Genomic DNA, 16,432 nt, shown 5'->3' with positions numbered 1-16,432 from the left:
AACGAACATGATCCTCAACCTTTACGCTCCCGTGTGGCACATCCATCGGTATGCGAATCAGCGAGGCCGTCATCGAGCGGTTGGTGGCAAACGGGATCGACACGTTGTTCGGAATTCCTGGCAAGCAGACGCTCCCGTTGAACGAAGCGATCAGCGAGCGCACCGACATCGAGTTCATCATGGCGCGCCACGAGACGGCCGTTTCGCACCAGGCGTGGGGGTATGCCGAGAGCAGCGGCGGCCTCGCGGCGACCGTCGTCATTCCCGGTCCGGGAGATATGAACGCGATGAACGGCCTGAAGAACGCGAAAAACGACTGCACGCCGCTGGTTCACATGGCCGTCGAGACGGAACCCGACGTCCGGGGTGGCGACGGGATCCACGAAACGCCGCCGAACACGTACGACAACGTCGTCAAGGAAAACGTCACCGTCGAGACGCCACAGAGTACGATCGCCGAGCTCCAACGCGCGATCGATACCGCGCTGACGCCGCCGAAGGGGCCCGTTCGCGTCGGCATTCCGAAGAACTTCCTGCCGATGGACGTTTCCCTTGCCGACCCCGGCGAGACCGACCCGCACTCGCCCGCCACGCCAGCCGACGACTCAGTCGGCGACGCCGCAGCCCTCCTCGCAGCAGCGCAGCGCCCGATCATCATCACCGGTGGCGGCGTTCGCGCCGCGGACGCGAGTTCAGAACTCGAGGCCGTCGCGGAACGGCTCGGGGCACCGGTCTTTCCCACCTACAAGGGCAAGGCCGTCTTCCCCGACGATCACGACCTCTTCGGTGGCGTCCTCTGTGGCGGCACCGGGACCGCAGTCAAAGAGCACATCGCCGCGGCCGATGCGGCGCTAGGCGTCGGGACCGACTTCGACGCCGTCTCGATGCACCACTGGGAAATCGACGTTCCTGACGACCTCGTTCACGTCACCCTCGACGCCGCCGACATCGGCACGGGATACGATCCGGCGGTCGGCATCGTTGCCGACGCCGGGCGCACGCTCGCCGCCCTCGATACTGAACTCGCCGAGCGCTCGATCGCGGCGACCGGCGGTCGCGAACGCGCCCGTGAAACGAGAACCGCCGTCGACCGTCGGCTCGCCGATCTCCGCGCGGTCGACGAATCGCCGATCACGTCCGTCAGCGCGCTGGAGGCGATCCGAGATAGCGTCCCCCGGGACGCCGTCGTCACCGCCGACGCCGGCGGCTCTCGGATCTGGGCGCTCGTCGCGTTCGAAACGTACGCGCCGCGCGACTACGTCAACCCCGGCTCCTGGGCAACCATGGGGTCGAGCCTCCCCTCCGCTATCGGCGCAAAAGCCGCGAACCCGGACCAACCCGTCGTCGCCCTCGTCGGCGACGGCGGCCTGATGATGTGCGTCCACGAACTCCACACGCTCGCTGACGAAGCCCTCGATGTCACCGTCGTCGTCTTCACCAACAGCGACTACGCGATCATCAGCGAGGACGCCGAACGAAACTACCGCATGGACGAAGGCGAGTACGGCTGGCAGGACGTCCCGCTCGAGTTCGACGCAATCGCGTCTGGTATGGGACTCGAGACGATGCGGGCCGCGACCCCGACGGAGATCACCGAAACCGTGACTGCCGCGATCGACAGCGACGGCCCGACGCTGGTCGAGATCCCTACCGACCCGTACGAACCGCAGGCGAGCGTCTGGCTGAACGACTGACGAGTGCAGACGTTGTGTCGAGTGGTGTGGCCACGGGTGCGTGTGCGTGTCCGGACAGTATCGCTGGCTTAGCAACCATTATGCCACGTGCAGTGCGTGTGAAACCTAGTATGAGTACTGCCCACTCGGGTCGACTCACCGGGAACGACAGGTCGATCACCGGGTTCGTGATGATCGCCCACGCCGTCGTTCACACCTACGAGCTCTCGATCCCGATTCTGATGGTGATCTGGCTTGCCGAGTTCAGTGTCAATACCGCCGTTCTCGGGGTCGCCGTCTCCGTCGGCTACGCGCTGTTCGGTCTCGGTGCGCTGCCGGCCGGCATCCTGGTCGACCGATTCGGCTCGCGCGAACTCGTGATGGGCTGTCTGGCGGGGATGGGTGGCTCGTTCTTGCTGTTGAGCGCCGCCCAGGGAGTCGCGATGATCGCGGCCGCGCTCTGTCTCTGGGGCATCGCGGCGAGCATTTACCACCCCGCCGGACTCTCGCTGATCTCGACCGGCGTCGAACAACGCGGCACCGGATTCGCCTATCACGGCATCGCCGGCAACTTCGGCATCGCGTTCGGGCCGCTGCTGACGGCGGTGTTGCTGTTGTTCTTCGACTGGGAACTCGTCACGGCCTTGCTCGTCGCGCCGGCCGCGATCGGCGTGCTCTACGCGCTGACGGCGAGTTTCGACGAGACGGCTGCGGTGCAGACGGAGCCGGACGGCGGCACCCGAGGGGACGACCGGCAGATGTCGCTCTCGCGGTTCGTCGCGGATAGCCGGGCGCTGTTTACGGTCGGCTTTACGGTCGCGATGGTCGTCGTCATGATGAACGGACTCTTCTATCGCGGCACGTTGACCTTCCTGCCCGACGTGTTGGGCGACTTCATGCCGAACATCATCGAGCAACTCCAGTTGTTCGATCCCAACAGCCCGATGGCAGAAGAGTTCGATCCGGCCTCGTACCTCTACGCCGGGCTGTTGATGGTGGGCATGGCCGGCCAGTACGTCGGCGGCAAGCTCACCGATCGCATCCAAACTGAGACCGGGATGACGGTCATCTTCGCCTCGATCGCCGTCGTCGCCGTGGTGTTCGTCCCGGTCGCACGGATGGGGTTCGTCCCCCTATTGCTGATCGGCTCCCTGCTCGGCTTCCTGCTGTTCTCGCTCCAGCCGATGTACCAGGCGACGATCGCGGAGTACAGTCCGCCGGGGGATCGCGGCCTCTCGTACGGATACACCTACCTCTGCGTCTTCGGCATCGGTGCCGCCGGCGCTGCGATCGCGGGCGCTCTCCTCTCGCTGATCTCCGTCTGGCAGACCTTCGCTCTCCTTGCAGTGTTTCCCACGACCGGCGCTCTCCTCTCCGTCGTCCTCTCGAAGACGGGCGACCGGCGAAACTGATCCGCGCCGAGGGGCCGTCCTGGACGGCTACGATTCGTGTTGACCGTGGTTCGAACGCTGGGTGGTGATCTAACTCCAAGATCAAAGCGAGTCGAATTGCGGGACAACAGTTAACCCGAACCACGTGGATACCACTGTCATGTTAGAAGGACCCACTGAGGAATCGACGACGGTTCCGACGACGATACCCCACTGGTACGACCCCGACAGCGACGTGTTAGCGATTACGGACGGCGACGGCACGACGGTCGTCGACGAGACGGGCACGACGTACCTCGACTTCGTCTCGCAACTCTACTGCGTCAACGCCGGCCACGGCAACCGGACGATCATCGACGGCATGACCGAACAACTCGAGCAGATCCAGTACGTCTCCGCCGCGAAGCGCTCGCCCGTCCGCGCCGCGCTCGGCGAGCGACTCGTCGACCTCGCGCCGGGCTCTCTTTCGCACGCGCTGTTCTCGGTCACCGGCAGCGAAGCCAACGAACTCGCCGTCCAACTCGCGCGCAACCACACCGGCGCATCGAAAATTCTGACCCGCTGGCGCTCCTATCACGGCTCGACCTACGGCGCGGGCAGCCTGACCGGCGACCCCGAAACCCGCAACCTCGTCGAAACCCACGCCGCCACGACCGGCGCGGCGAAGTTCCTCCCGCCGATGGCCCACCGGTCGCCGTTCGACGCCGAGACGCCGGCCGAACTCGCGGACGCGGCGGCCGACCACCTCGAGTTCGTCATCCGAAACGAGGGGCCAGACAGCATCGCGGCGATCATGATGGAACCCGTCGCGGGCTCGAGCGGCGCGTACACGGCACCGCCGGGCTACTTCGAGCGCGTGCGCGAACTCTGCGACGAGTACGAGATCCTCCTGATCGCCGACGAGGTCATCACCGGATTCGGCCGCTGCGGCGAGTGGTTCGGCGTCGAGACCGAGGGGATCGAACCCGACCTGCTCACCTTCGCCAAGGGCGTCACGAGTTCGTACGCGCCGCTGGCCGGCGTCCTGGCGCGGCCCGAACTCGTCGCGGATATCGAGCAGGAGGGCTTCGACCTCGGTCAGACCTTCGGCGGTCATCCGGTCGGCTGCGCGGCGGGGCTCGCCGCCATCGAGGCCTACGACAACGGACTCATCGAGAACGCCCGAGAGAACGCTCCGGCCCTCGAGACCGGGCTGGACGAACTCGCGTCTCGAACCGACGTCGTCGCTGACGTTCGAGGCCGCGGCTACCTCCGGGCGGTCGAGTTCGCCGATCCCGCGACCGGCGAGCCGTTTTACGATCCGCGCGTCGACGATACAGGCGGTGACGAGCGCGAAGGTGAATCCGAGAATCCGGTGCCGGCCGTCGCCGCGGCGCTCGAGGACCGGGGCGTCATCGTCGGTACCGGTCGTCCGGCCACGCAGCTCCTGCTTGCACCGCCGCTGTGTGCGACGGCGACGGAGATCGAGACGGCGCTCACCGAACTCGAAGCGGCGATCGACGAGGTGTTCTGAGACGAGGCCGTTCGTTTCGCTTTCCCACCGCGTTCGCCGCTTGTGACGGCTTTTTCCTGCTCGAGCCGAAACGAGCACGCATGACGGACACGCTGTTTCTCACCAGCGAGGAGATCGACGACCTTGCATCGCCAGCGGACTACGTCGACGCCGTCCGGGACGGGTACCGGCAGGTCGGCAACGGCGCGCCCGCGTTTCCGCGACAGAAGTTCTTCCGCGAGGACCCCGCGGGAATGTTCACCAGCTATGCGGCCCTCCTGCCCGACACCGGCGCGATGGGCGGCTACATGTACGGCGCTGGCTTCGGCTCCGGCGACGGCTGGTTCATGACGCCGCTGTTCGACGCCGAGAGCGGCGAGCCCCTCGCCCTCCTCGACGGCGCGAGCATGAACCCGTTCAAGACGGGAGCCGCCGGGGCCGTCGCCGTCGACGAACTCGCTCGAGACGACGCCGCGACGCTCGCCGTCATCGGCAGCGGCCCGCAGGCCCGCGGCCAGGTCCACGCCACCGCGACCGTCCGCGAGTTCAACGACGTTCGCGTCTACTCGCCGACCCGGGAGAGCCGGACGGCGTTCGCCGACGAGTTCGACGAGGCGCTCGACGCCGACGTCGCGGCCGTCGACTCGAGTGCGGCGGCGATCGACGGTGCGGACGTGGTCATCACGGCGACCAGCGCCAGCGACCCGGTCTTTGACGGCACCGACCTCGATCCCGGGACCCACGTCACGGCGATGGGCCAGTACCAGGAGGGCAAGCGTGAACTCGATACGACGACGATCGAACGGGCCACCTACGTGCCGGACCTCCGCGAGCGCGCCACCTACGATGCAGGCTCGTTCCTCGCCGCGCTCGAGGCGGGTGCCGTCACCGAGGACCACATCCATGCTGAACTCGGCGAGGTCGTCGCCGGAACCGCATCCGGTCGGACGGGAGACGACGAGATCACGGTTTTCGACAGTGGCGGGACGGGAATCGAAACCGTCGCCGCAGCGCACATGCTGTACGAACGCGCAAAAGAGGCGGGTGCGGGCTCGACGATCTCGTTCGCACCGGCGAGCGAAGCGCTGACGGGCAAGCGGCCGTAGACCGGCAGTCGACGCCGATCCGCATCGCTACCGGTTCGGCTGGCTTTAGTAACTGGTCGCCAAACGAGTTCGTATGATCGAGGCGACGCTCTGTTTCGTGCTTCGCGATCGCGGGGATGGGCGGCCCGACGACGCGGCTGGTGCGCCGAATGCCACCGACGAGGTCCTCCTGATCGAAAAACGCCGCGGCCTCGGCGAGGGCTGGTACAACGGCCCCGGCGGGAAACTCGAAGGCGACGAAACGCCGCGCGAGTGCGCCGTCCGCGAGACGCGAGAGGAAGTCGGACTCGAACTCGATCCCGCGGCCCTCGAGAAGGCGGGCGAACTCACGTTCCTGCTCGACGGCGCGGTTCACACGCGCTGTCACGTCTACCGGACCGGGACGTTCGCCGGCGAGCCACGCCCCTCCGACGAAGCCCGTCCCGAGTGGGTTCCGATCGACGAGGTACCCTACGACCAGATGTGGGAGGACGACCGGCTCTGGCTTCCGGGCGTACTCGAGGGGCGGACCGTCGCCGGCGAGTTCAGGTTCGCGGGCGGGCGGCCGCTTGACGAAGCCGAGTTCGTCGATCACGAACTCGAGTGGGACGCGTCGTTTCGTGCGGTAGAGAGCGACTGAACCGGCTTGAACGCGTTTCCGTCAACTGATCCGTTGGAATCTGTTTCTTCAGCTGTGCCGTCGTGCGGAATGGACACTTGCTACATGCGCTTATTGAACGTCGTCAATCCCTGATTGAGCTTGTTTGTCGTCATCTATCTCGTCAGAAAAGAACCGTCGATAGATCGTTTCTACAAGATCGAAAATCAACTCGATGGTTTTGATGAATACCAAGACGATTTCGTCCATATCTGTTACACTGTGTTCGTTGGAATAAGGGTTGCCCGGACGTGTCGCTGAGAAGTCCACCGCACCGCGTCGACGTGAGTCCAATAGAGTCGCTCTCGGAGAGACCGAGACGACCCCAAAGCACTTTGTGAGGACCGTTGTAGCCGCGGAGCGCTCTGTCGCAGTCGATCCGCTGACGAACGCTCGGCCGCAGTGACTGGCGTCGTCGGTTCCACCGCGGACTGTCTTCGACAGCAATCCGACCGGACGAGAAATCGTCCCGAACTCGAACTGGATGACGGTCGCCGCGACGGAGTCGGTTTTTGGCCGTGTCACGCACCGCTTCTCGCACCACACGACGCACCCGAACCGCTCACCACAGTGAGCGACCGGTCACCGAACCTCAGGGCTTCAACACGACCTTTCCCGAACTCTTGCGGTCCTCGATGTACTGGTGGGCTTCGGCTGCATCCTCGAGTGCGAAGTCCTCGCCGAGGATAACCTCGAGGTCGCCGCTCGTCAGGCCCTCCGTCAGATCTGGGACGGCCTTCATGATCCGCTCGGGGTCGTGGTAGGAGGCCTGTCCGAGGTGGAAGCCAGAAACGGTCTTGTTCTCGAAGAGGAGTCGGCGGTTCTCCGCGCTGGCGGGAACGCCGCTCGCGACGCCGTAGGTGACCATGCGCCCGAAGTGGGCCATCGCGTCGAGGCTGCGCTCGAAGACGTCGTCGCCGACGGATTCGAGGACGAGGTCGACGCCTTCGCCGTCGGTCTCCTCGTCAACGACCTCGCGGAAGTCCGTCTCCGTGTAGTTGATCGGGTGATCGCAGCCGAGCTCAGCGGCGAGATCGAGTTTTTCCTGCGTGCTCGCGGTGCCGAAGACCTCCGCGCCCGCGTTCGAGGCGAGCTGGACGGCGGCGGTGCCGACGCCGCCCGCTGCGGCCTGGATCAGTACTGTCTCGCCGGCTTCGAGGCCGCCCCACTCGAACAGACAGCTGTGGGCGGTGAGGAACTGGACGGGGAAGCCGGCGGCTTCCTCGAAGCTCATACCCTCCGGGATCGGAAAGAGCATCTGCGCGTTGGCCGTGGCGTACTCGGCGTAGCCGCCGGTGTCGAGCAGTCCGACGACGCGGTCGCCCTCGTTCAGATCGACACCCTCGCCGGTCGCGTCGACCGTCCCTGCGGCTTCCATGCCGGGAACGTAGGGGGTTTCCGGACCGCCGGGATACGCGCCGCGGCGCTGCATGATGTCCGCGAAGTTGATGCCCGCGGCCTCTATCTCGATCCGGACCTCCCCGGCGTCCGGTTCGGGCAGGTCGGCGTCGATTTGCTCGAGTTGGTCGCTGTCGCCGTATGTTGTTACTTCAATCGCTCGCATACTCGTACATTTGTAACACGACTGCATAAAGGGGCGAGAACCGGAAGGAACCAACCAACCGTTGTCGGCGGCAGTTCGTCCGTTGCCGGGCGACAAGCGCTACTCGTCTTCCCAGCCCTGATGAGACGGGTGACGATCCGTCCGGTCGTGATTGGAGCCGCACTCCCACACGCCGCCGGTGTCGCCGGACAGGCCGCGGCGCGTCTTCCACTCAAACTCACCGGAATCGTCGACGGTCACTTCCCAGATGTCGCCGTCCGTCCAGGTGCCCTCGATGCCACCGCCCCAGTTGGTAAGTTCGTCGGTGCTGCCGGTGAAGTAGACGGACTCGCCGTGATCGACGCCGACCGTCACTCGGAGCGTGAGTTCGCCCGACCCGCCACCGCCGCCGCTCTCGGGCGCGTACATGACCCAGCCTTGCGAGGGAACAGTAATTTCGACCCGCCCCTCGTCGTCCGTCGTCACCTCGCCCTGCCCGCCGGCGTGGTCGACGAGCGTCTCGTTCGGCCAGGACGTGTCGACCCACTCGGTTCGGTCGTCCCACTCGTCGTTGTTGATGCCGGCCAGCAGATTGAACTCGCGCTCGAAGACGTAGAGAGCGTCACCGACGTACCGATCGATCAGCGCGCCGGCCGCCAGATTTCGTTTGACCCAGATCAAGTCTTCCAGGTACGGATCATCGATTTGGGCGTCCCCTTCCGAAGAGAGAAATTGCTCAGATCGGAAGAGCGGTTCNTCCCTACACGACGGCTCTTCCGATCTGAGCAATATGCCGACGTTCGGGCCGGCGGTATCGTGGTTCTGGACGAACGTCACCGCGACGCTCGGATCCTCGTGAACGATACCGCGCGCGTTCTCCCGTGCGAGAGCGGTCATGTCGCCGCCCTCGAAGGCGTCCATGATGGCGTAGTAAAGCGGATAGTCGAAGACGCTCATTCCGGTGTCGGCGAACTCCATGACGGTGTTCTTGTCGCCGTCCCAGATTTCGCCGACGCGCCAGAGGCCGAGGTCGTCGGCCAGCGGGTTGATCTCGGATGCGAAGTACCACGGCCAGATGTGGCCTGCTGCATCGAGTCGGAGGCCGTCAGCGCCGAGGGCGGCCAGCCGTTCGAGGTGAGCGGCGTGCTCGTCCTGAACGTATCCGTGTTCGTGGTCGAACGACGGGAGCCCGAGCAGGTCGCACTCGTACTGGGCGCGTTCCTCGTCGTTTCCTGCTCCCTGCCAGTAACAGTCCTCGCCGAGCGTGCCGTAGTCGTGGAAGTGCTCGTCGCGGTCGAACTGCGGGAGGTCGACGGAGCCGTCCGGCCCATCCGCCGTCGCCATGTGGTTGAGGACGACGTCGAGAACGACCTCGATACCGTGGTCGTGGGCGGTGTCGATCAGCGACTCGAGTTCAGCCTCGGTGCCGTGGGGTGAGTCGAAGGTCTCGAGGTCCACCGGCTGGTATCCGAGCGGCGGATTCGGCTCGAGGTAGCCGTAATACGGGTGTGGATCGCCGTAGTAGCCTTCTTGGTCCGCTGTCGTCTGATCCTCCCAGTCGAGTTTGCTGACGGCCGGCTGGGGCAGCCAGACGACATCGATACCCACATCGGCGAGTCGCGGGATGTCGGCCTCGATTGTGGTCCACTCGGTGTGAAAGTACTGGTAGGCGACGCTGTTCTCGTCGACGTCGACGGGGTCCGCGTCGGCGCTTGCAACGTCGAAGCCGCCCGCGAGCCCGGTGGCTGCGGCTGCGATGAGCGCTCCGTTCGTCTGCAGGAACCGCCGTCGTTTGATACTGCTCGATCGGCCTTCGTCATCGTGTCCGTGGTGGCTGTTACCATCCATACACCAACCCGTCCAACGAGAGTAGTAATAATACATCATGATTTTAACAAACTTCTAGAACTCAGTCACTGTCAGTTCGGCGGATCGATACAGGCCATCCGATGTGCCCGCTGATCACGTGCTGAGAGCGCTCCGACGATAGTCGACCGACGGCGCTCGCCAAACACTGCGGATTTATTTCCCCGGTCGCAAAGGAACTCGTATGAGCAACGAAAGTCAGGAACTCGGGATCACCGAGTCGAAATCGCACAAACCCGGTGAGTGGTACGCCGAGGTCGTCCAGAAGGCGAACCTCGCGGACTACGCACCCATGGGCGGGTTCATCGTCACGAAACCCCGCGGCTACGCCCTCTGGGAAGCCATCCAGGACGCGCTCGACGGCTGGTTCAAAGAGACCGGCGTCGACAACGTCTACTTCCCGCTGTTCATCCCCGAGAGCTTCCTGGAGCGCGAGAAAGACATCGTCGAAGGCTTCGACCCCGAGGTCGCCTGGGTCACCCACGGCGGCCACGACGAACTCGAGGAACGGCTCGCGGTGCGACCGACGAGCGAGTCGATCATCGCGCCCTTTATGGCCGACTGGACGCGCAGCCACCGCGACCTGCCGCTACGGCTGAACCAGTGGTGTTCCGTCGTCCGCTGGGAGGCCACCGAGACGAAGCCGTTCTTCCGGACGAAGGAGTTCATGTGGCAGGAGGGCCACACCGCCCACGCGTCCGACGACGGAGCCTGGGACGAGGTCTGGACCCGTCTGGGACAGTACGAACGCGTCTACGAGGACGTGCTCGCGATCCCGGTCCTCCGCGGGAAAAAACCCGAACACGACAAGTTCCCCGGTGCCGACACCACGACGACGGTCGAGGCGCTGATGCCAGACGGAAAATCCGTTCAGGGCGGGACGAGTCACAACCTCGGGCAAAGTTTCGCCGAGGCGTTCGACATCACCTTCGTCGACGAAGACGAGAACGAACAGACCGCCTACACGACCTCGTGGGGCCTCTCCTGGCGCGCACTCGGTGCGCTCATCATGACCCACTCCGACGACCAGGGGCTCGTGCTCCCGCCGACCATCGCACCCACGCAGGTCGCCATCGTCCCCATCTGGCAGGAAGAGACCAAAGACGACGTCCTCGAGTACTCCGAGAACATCGCCGACGAACTCGAGGACGCCGGCTTCCGCGTCGAACTCGACGACCGCGACGGGCGCAATCCCGGCTTCAAGTTCAACGAACACGAACTCAACGGCGTCCCCCTCCGGCTCGAGATCGGCCCCTACGAGGTCGAAGACGAGGAGATCACGCTGGTTCACCGCCCGGACAACGAAGAAAGCGTCGCGGACCGCGACGGCATCGTCGAAACCGTCGACGAACACCTCGACGAAATCTTCGACAAACTGTACGACACCGCCGAGGAGAACCTCGAAAACAACATCCGCGAAGCCCACAGCCCCGAAGACATCCTCGGCACGCTCGGCAAACACGGCGGCTACGTCAAGACGCCGTGGTGCGGCGACGAGGCCTGTGAGGAAGCTATCAAGGAGAAAATCGCCGCCGAAATCGTCATGCAACCGCTCGAAGATGAGGGCGGAACGACGGCCGGCGAAGTCCCCGAACCGGACCACGACGAGTGCGGCGTCTGTGGCGAACCCGCCGACGAAATCGCCTACTTCGCAAAGTCCTACTGACCGATCGCCGATCGCGATTCCCTCGTCGCTCGCGGCCCTCTCGCTTGCATCCGTCGCGACACGAGTTCAGAATCGCTCTCCGAAGCTGCAGTTCGAGCCCTCGAACCCATCCTTCCACTGGTCGTCGACGTGTCGAATTTCGGAACCTAATGGTTTAACCCAAGAGTGCTTACCGGTGGCGTGTGAAATCGTGAGTGTGGTGTTCACTCTGGTGGGTGAGCACTACGTGCCTCTGACACTTTTCCCGGACCGAACGGTACAATCACTCCCTTGACGCCCAGGTTTTGTCCCGAATTCCAGAACACACGCCCAGCCGTGGACGAGCAGCGTCTCGATTTTGTGAACAATACACCTTATACTACATTATATGTGTTTATAATACACTTAGTCATTATGGATTAGCCTCTTATAGGCCGTCTCGGTATGCAGTGGTATGCCACAGCCACACAGCGAAGCATCCGCCGAGCGTTCGCAGGGACTTTCAGACCCTGCTGACGCACGGTCGAACTGCGGTGTCGGCGTCGTCATGGACCTCGATGGGGGATCGAGCCACGACGTCGTCGCCGACGGACTCGACCTTCTCGTCAATCTCGAACACCGCGGAACGACCGGCGCGGAACCCAACACCGGCGACGGTGCGGGGATCATGCTCCAAACACCACATGCGTTCTTCGACGGTGAACTCGACGTCGATCTACCTGCCCCGGGAGCCTACGCCGTCGGCTCGCTCTTCTTGCCGACCGACGACGACGCCCGCGCTGGACTCGTCTCTCTGCTCGAAGATACATTCGGAACCTACGAACTCGACGTACTCGCGTGGCGCGACGTGCCGACGAACAACGCCGACCTCGGCGCGACGGCGCTCGAATCCGAGCCCGACGTCTGGCAGGTCGTCGTCGCTCCCGCGGACGACGTGACCGGCGACGAGTTCAACCGACGGCTCTACGTGGCCCGTCGCGCGCTCGAAAACGCAGTTTCCGACTCGGATATCGACGGGAAAGAGCGGTTTTATGTCTGTTCGCTCGACTCGCAAACGCTCGTCTACAAGGGCCTGCTCAAGGGCGAGCAGGTCGCCACCTACTACCCCGATCTCACCGACGAGCGCCTCGAATCGACGTTCGTGATGGTTCACGAGCGGTTCTCGACGAACACGCTCGGGGCCTGGCACCTCGCTCACCCCTACCGGAACGTCATCCACAACGGCGAGTTCAACACGATCAAGGGGAACATCAACTGGATGCGCGCGCGGGAGACGGACATCGAGAGCGATGTCCTCGACGATTTAGAGGCCGTCAAGCCGATCATCGACGATCCCGACCAATCCGACACGGCAAGCGTCGACAATGCGCTCGAACTCCTGTTGCAGGACGGGCGCGACCTGGCACACGCCCTCCGAATGCTCGTCCCCGAGGCCTGGCGCGGGGACGACGCCATGGACGAGGACCGCAGGGACTGGTATGACTTCCATGCCTCGCTAGTCGAGCCCTGGGACGGCCCCGCGCTTGTCGCCGCGACCGACGGCGATCGCGTCGGCGCGGTCCTCGACCGCAACGGCCTCCGTCCCTGCCGGTACGACGTGACGACGGACAACCGCCTCGTCATGGCGAGCGAGGCCGGCGCGCTCGACACCGATCCCGAAGAAATCGAAGAACGCGGCCGCCTCAAGCCGGGCCAACTCTTCCTCGCCGATCCGGACGAGGGACGGGTCATCCCCGACGAAGAGGTCTTCGACGACCTCACCGACGACCGCTACGGCGAGTGGATCGATCAGGAGCAGGTTCACCTGCCCGAGATTCAGTCGACTGGCGACAACACGCCCCAACAGCCCGTCTCGAACCTGCGAGCCCAGCAGGCCGCCTTCGGCTACACCCACGACGAACTCGAGAACCTGCTCGAGCCGATGACCGCGAAAGGGAAAGACCCCGTCGGCTCGATGGGCGACGACACGCCGCTGTCCGTTCTCACCGAGTTCAACCGCCCGCTCTTTTCGTACTTCAAGCAACTGTTCGCCCAGGTCACCAACCCGCCGCTCGATTACATCCGCGAGGAACTGGTGACGAGCCTCGAGAGCCGCCTGGGCTTCCAGCGCAACCTCCTCGACGAATCGCCCGCCCACGCCCGCCAACTCGTCCTCGACTCGCCCGTGCTGACCGACGCCGAACTCGGGGCGATTCGGGACTGCTCGACGAACGGCATGACGGCCGCGACGATCGACATCACCTACGAACCGACGAGCGACGAGTTCGGCTCGGACCTCGAAGCGGCGGTCGAACGCGTTCGCGAGGACGCCGTCGCGGCGATCGAGGCGGGCCACGACGTGCTCGTCCTCTCGGATCGTAACGTCGACGCCGAGCGCGTCGCGATTCCAAGCCTGCTCGCGACGGGCGGCGTCCACCACCACCTCGTTCGAAACGGGCTTCGCAACCATGTCGGCCTCGTCGTCGAGTCCGGTGAACCCCGCACCGTCCACCAGCTCTCGACGCTCGTCGGCTACGGTGCCGGCGCGGTCAACCCGTACTTGGCCACCCAGACGATCGCCGATCTCACGGCCGGCCCGGACGGTGCAGACACCGAGGCTGCCATCGACGCCTACGTCGGCGCGCTCGAGAACGGCCTGCTGAAGGTCATGGCGAAGATGGGCATCTCGACCGTCGAGAGCTACCAGGGTGCCCAGATCTTCGAAGCCGTCGGCCTCGATTCCGACCTCGTCGACGAGTTCTTCGCGGGCACCGAGAACCGGACCGAGGGAATCGGTCTCGAAGCAATCGAAGCGGACCTCCGGGAGCGCCACGCGACCGCCTTCGGAGCGGACGACGAGACTGAACTCGACCGCCACGGCGAGTACGAACACCGCTCGGACGGCCTGACTCACCAGTGGAATCCGGAAACGGTCGGCACGCTCCAGCAGGCAGTTCGCTCGAACGACTACGAGCGGTATCAGGAGTTCGCCGAGCTGATCAACGATCAGAACCAGAACCTCCAGACGCTTCGGGGCCTGCTCGAGTTCGATTCCGACCGCGAGCCGATTCCGATCGAGGAAGTCGAACCGGTGACGGACATCGTCGAGCGGTTCTCGACGGCCGCGATGAGCCTCGGCTCGCTCTCGCCGGAAGCTCACGAGAACAACTCGATCGCGATGAACCGGATCGGGGGCAAGAGCAACACGGGCGAGGGCGGCGAGCCGCCGGAGCGGTTCGACACCGAGCGCGAGTGCAACGTCAAGCAGGTCGCCTCGGGCCGTTTCGGCGTCACCTCGACGTACCTCTCCTCGGCTGATGAACTCCAGATCAAGATGGCCCAGGGGTCAAAGCCCGGCGAGGGCGGCCACCTCCCCGGCGAGAAGGTAAACGAGATGATCGCCCACGTCCGCAAGTCGACGCCGGGCGTCGGCCTCATCTCCCCGCCGCCGCTGCACGACATCTACTCCATCGAGGACCTGAAACAGCTGATATTCGATCTGAAGGCGGCCAACGAGGAGGCGGACATCAACGTCAAACTCGTCTCCGAGGCCGGCATCGGCACGGTTGCCGCCGGCGTCGCGAAGGCAAACGCCGACGTGGTCCACATCTCGGGCCACTCCGGCGGCACGGGTGCCTCGCCGCGCACGTCGATCAAGAGCGCCGGCCTCCCGTGGGAACTCGGCCTCGCCGAGGCGAACCAGATGCTCTGTGCAACCGGCCTGCGCGACCGCATCCGCGTCTCCGCCGACGGCGGGATGAAGACCGGCCGCGACGTGGCCGTCGCCGCCCTGCTCGGTGCCGAGGAGTACGTCTTCGGTACCGCCTCGCTCGTCACCTCGGGCTGCGTGATGGCCCGGCAGTGCCACAAGAATACCTGTCCGGTCGGGGTCGCCACCCAACGCGAGGACCTGCGCAAGCGGTTCCCCGGCGAACCCGAACACGTCATCAACTACATGACGTTCATCGCCCAGGAGCTGCGCGAGATCATGGCCGAGCTCGGATTCGAGACCGTCGACGAGATGATCGGCCGGGCGGACACGCTCGCCCAGCGCGACAGTGTCGACCACCCGAAAGCCCGATCCGTCGACCTCTCGGCCGTGCTGGCCGAACCCGACGGCGACGTCCGCCGGAAGGTCCGCGAGCAGGATCACGAACTCGAGGACCAGCTCGACTACGAGTTCATCGATGCCGCCGCGGACGCGCTCGATGGCGGTGAACCGGTCACGCTCTCGGCGGACGTGACGAACGTCGACCGCGCGGTCGGGGCGATGCTCTCGAACCGAGTCACGAGCCGCTACGGCGAGGCCGGCCTGCCGGAGGATACGATCACGGTCGATCTCGAGGGGACCGCCGGCCAGAGCTTCGGTGCGTTCCTGGCGAGCGGGGTCTCACTGCACTTGAACGGCAGTGCAAACGACTACGTCGGCAAGGGCCTCTCCGGCGGCAAACTCACCGTTCGGACGCCCGACAGGGCGAGTTACGATCCGACCGAGAACATCGCGATCGGCAACGTTGCACTCTACGGCGCGACCGACGGGCAGTGTTACATCAACGGCGTCGCAGGCGAGCGCTTCGCCGTCCGCAACTCCGGTGCCAAGGCGGTCGTCGAGGGGGTCGGCGACCACGGCTGCGAGTACATGACCGGCGGCGTCGTCGCCGTCCTCGGCGAAACCGGAACGAACTTCGCGGCCGGCATGTCTGGCGGCGTCGCCTACGTCTACGACCCCGACGGCGAGTTCGCTGACAGGGCGAACACGGGGATGGCGACGCTCCACGAAGACCTCGACGAGGAAGACGAGGAGATGCTGCGCCGCCTCGTCGAGAACCACGTCGCCTACACGGGCTCCGACCGCGGCGCGAACCTGCTCGACGACTGGGAACGCGCCCTCGATGCGTTCGTGAAGGTCATGCCCGAGGCCTACCGCGAGGCCATCACCGAGCAGGGCTCGGACGATGTCCGCGGCGAACTGCCGGGAATGGCCGAGACCGAGGCCGACGCCGATGCAGAGTCGGCCGGGTTCGCTGCGAGTGACGACTGACTAGATTGCGACCGAACCCAGGTTTCGGGTTTCGGTTCCCGCCACGTCACGAGTGACTA

General features: G+C 65.0%; 10 protein-coding genes. 7 read left to right on the top strand and 3 right to left on the bottom strand.

Annotated features, from left to right (window positions below; translation table 11 throughout):
• Window positions 1–50: 50 nt before the first annotated feature.
• The 5 genes from C484_RS08155 to C484_RS08135 all read left to right on the top strand — a co-directional run bounded on the left by C484_RS08155 (window position 51) and on the right by C484_RS08135 (window position 6,281).
• Window positions 51–1,694, top strand: a complete 1,644-nt coding sequence (locus tag C484_RS08155; RefSeq protein ID WP_006825466.1) for a thiamine pyrophosphate-binding protein — start codon at window positions 51–53, stop codon at window positions 1,692–1,694.
• A gap of 110 nt (window positions 1,695–1,804) precedes the next feature.
• Entirely contained in the window at window positions 1,805–3,085 is a 1,281-nt protein-coding gene (locus C484_RS08150) for an MFS transporter (protein ID WP_006825465.1), read from the top strand.
• Between the two features lie 139 nt (window positions 3,086–3,224).
• Window positions 3,225–4,577 (top strand): aminotransferase family protein, encoded by a 1,353-nt coding sequence (locus tag C484_RS08145; RefSeq protein WP_006825464.1) that lies wholly within the window; start codon window positions 3,225–3,227, stop codon window positions 4,575–4,577.
• A gap of 80 nt (window positions 4,578–4,657) precedes the next feature.
• Window positions 4,658–5,662, top strand: coding sequence for an ornithine cyclodeaminase family protein (locus tag C484_RS08140; protein ID WP_006825463.1), 1,005 nt, complete (start codon window positions 4,658–4,660; stop codon window positions 5,660–5,662).
• Between the two features lie 73 nt (window positions 5,663–5,735).
• Window positions 5,736–6,281, top strand: a complete 546-nt coding sequence (locus tag C484_RS08135; RefSeq protein WP_006825462.1) for an 8-oxo-dGTP diphosphatase — start codon at window positions 5,736–5,738, stop codon at window positions 6,279–6,281.
• 90 nt (window positions 6,282–6,371) lie between these two features.
• On the opposite strand, the gene C484_RS23390 is transcribed toward C484_RS08135, so the two are convergent.
• From C484_RS23390 to C484_RS08125, 3 genes are all read right to left on the bottom strand, one after another.
• Window positions 6,372–6,509, bottom strand: a complete 138-nt coding sequence (locus C484_RS23390) for a hypothetical protein (RefSeq protein ID WP_160164230.1) — start codon at window positions 6,507–6,509, stop codon at window positions 6,372–6,374.
• A gap of 382 nt (window positions 6,510–6,891) precedes the next feature.
• Window positions 6,892–7,863 carry a quinone oxidoreductase family protein gene (locus tag C484_RS08130; protein WP_006825461.1) on the bottom strand — a complete coding sequence of 324 codons (972 nt, stop codon included), beginning with the start codon at window positions 7,861–7,863 and terminating at the stop codon, window positions 6,892–6,894.
• Window positions 7,864–7,962: 99 nt separating this feature from the next.
• Window positions 7,963–9,690, bottom strand: a complete 1,728-nt coding sequence (locus C484_RS08125) for an alpha-amylase domain-containing protein (protein ID WP_006825460.1) — start codon at window positions 9,688–9,690, stop codon at window positions 7,963–7,965.
• A 202-nt stretch (window positions 9,691–9,892) separates the two neighbouring features.
• Between C484_RS08125 and proS the strand changes: the two genes are divergently transcribed.
• Together proS and gltB are read left to right on the top strand one after the other, a co-directional pair.
• Window positions 9,893–11,374 carry a proline--tRNA ligase gene (proS, locus tag C484_RS08120; protein WP_006825459.1) on the top strand — a complete coding sequence of 494 codons (1,482 nt, stop codon included), beginning with the start codon at window positions 9,893–9,895 and terminating at the stop codon, window positions 11,372–11,374.
• A gap of 433 nt (window positions 11,375–11,807) precedes the next feature.
• Window positions 11,808–16,373: a glutamate synthase large subunit gene (gene gltB / locus C484_RS08115; RefSeq protein WP_049915159.1), complete on the top strand. Its 4,566-nt coding sequence runs from the start codon at window positions 11,808–11,810 to the stop codon at window positions 16,371–16,373.
• Window positions 16,374–16,432: the final 59 nt, after the last annotated feature.

It is taken from the genome of Natrialba taiwanensis DSM 12281, assembly GCF_000337595.1.
GTDB classification, from domain to species: domain Archaea; phylum Halobacteriota; class Halobacteria; order Halobacteriales; family Natrialbaceae; genus Natrialba; species Natrialba taiwanensis.
The sequence above is the reverse complement of the archived record's forward strand: the minus strand, read 5'-3'. Positions and strand labels throughout refer to the sequence as shown.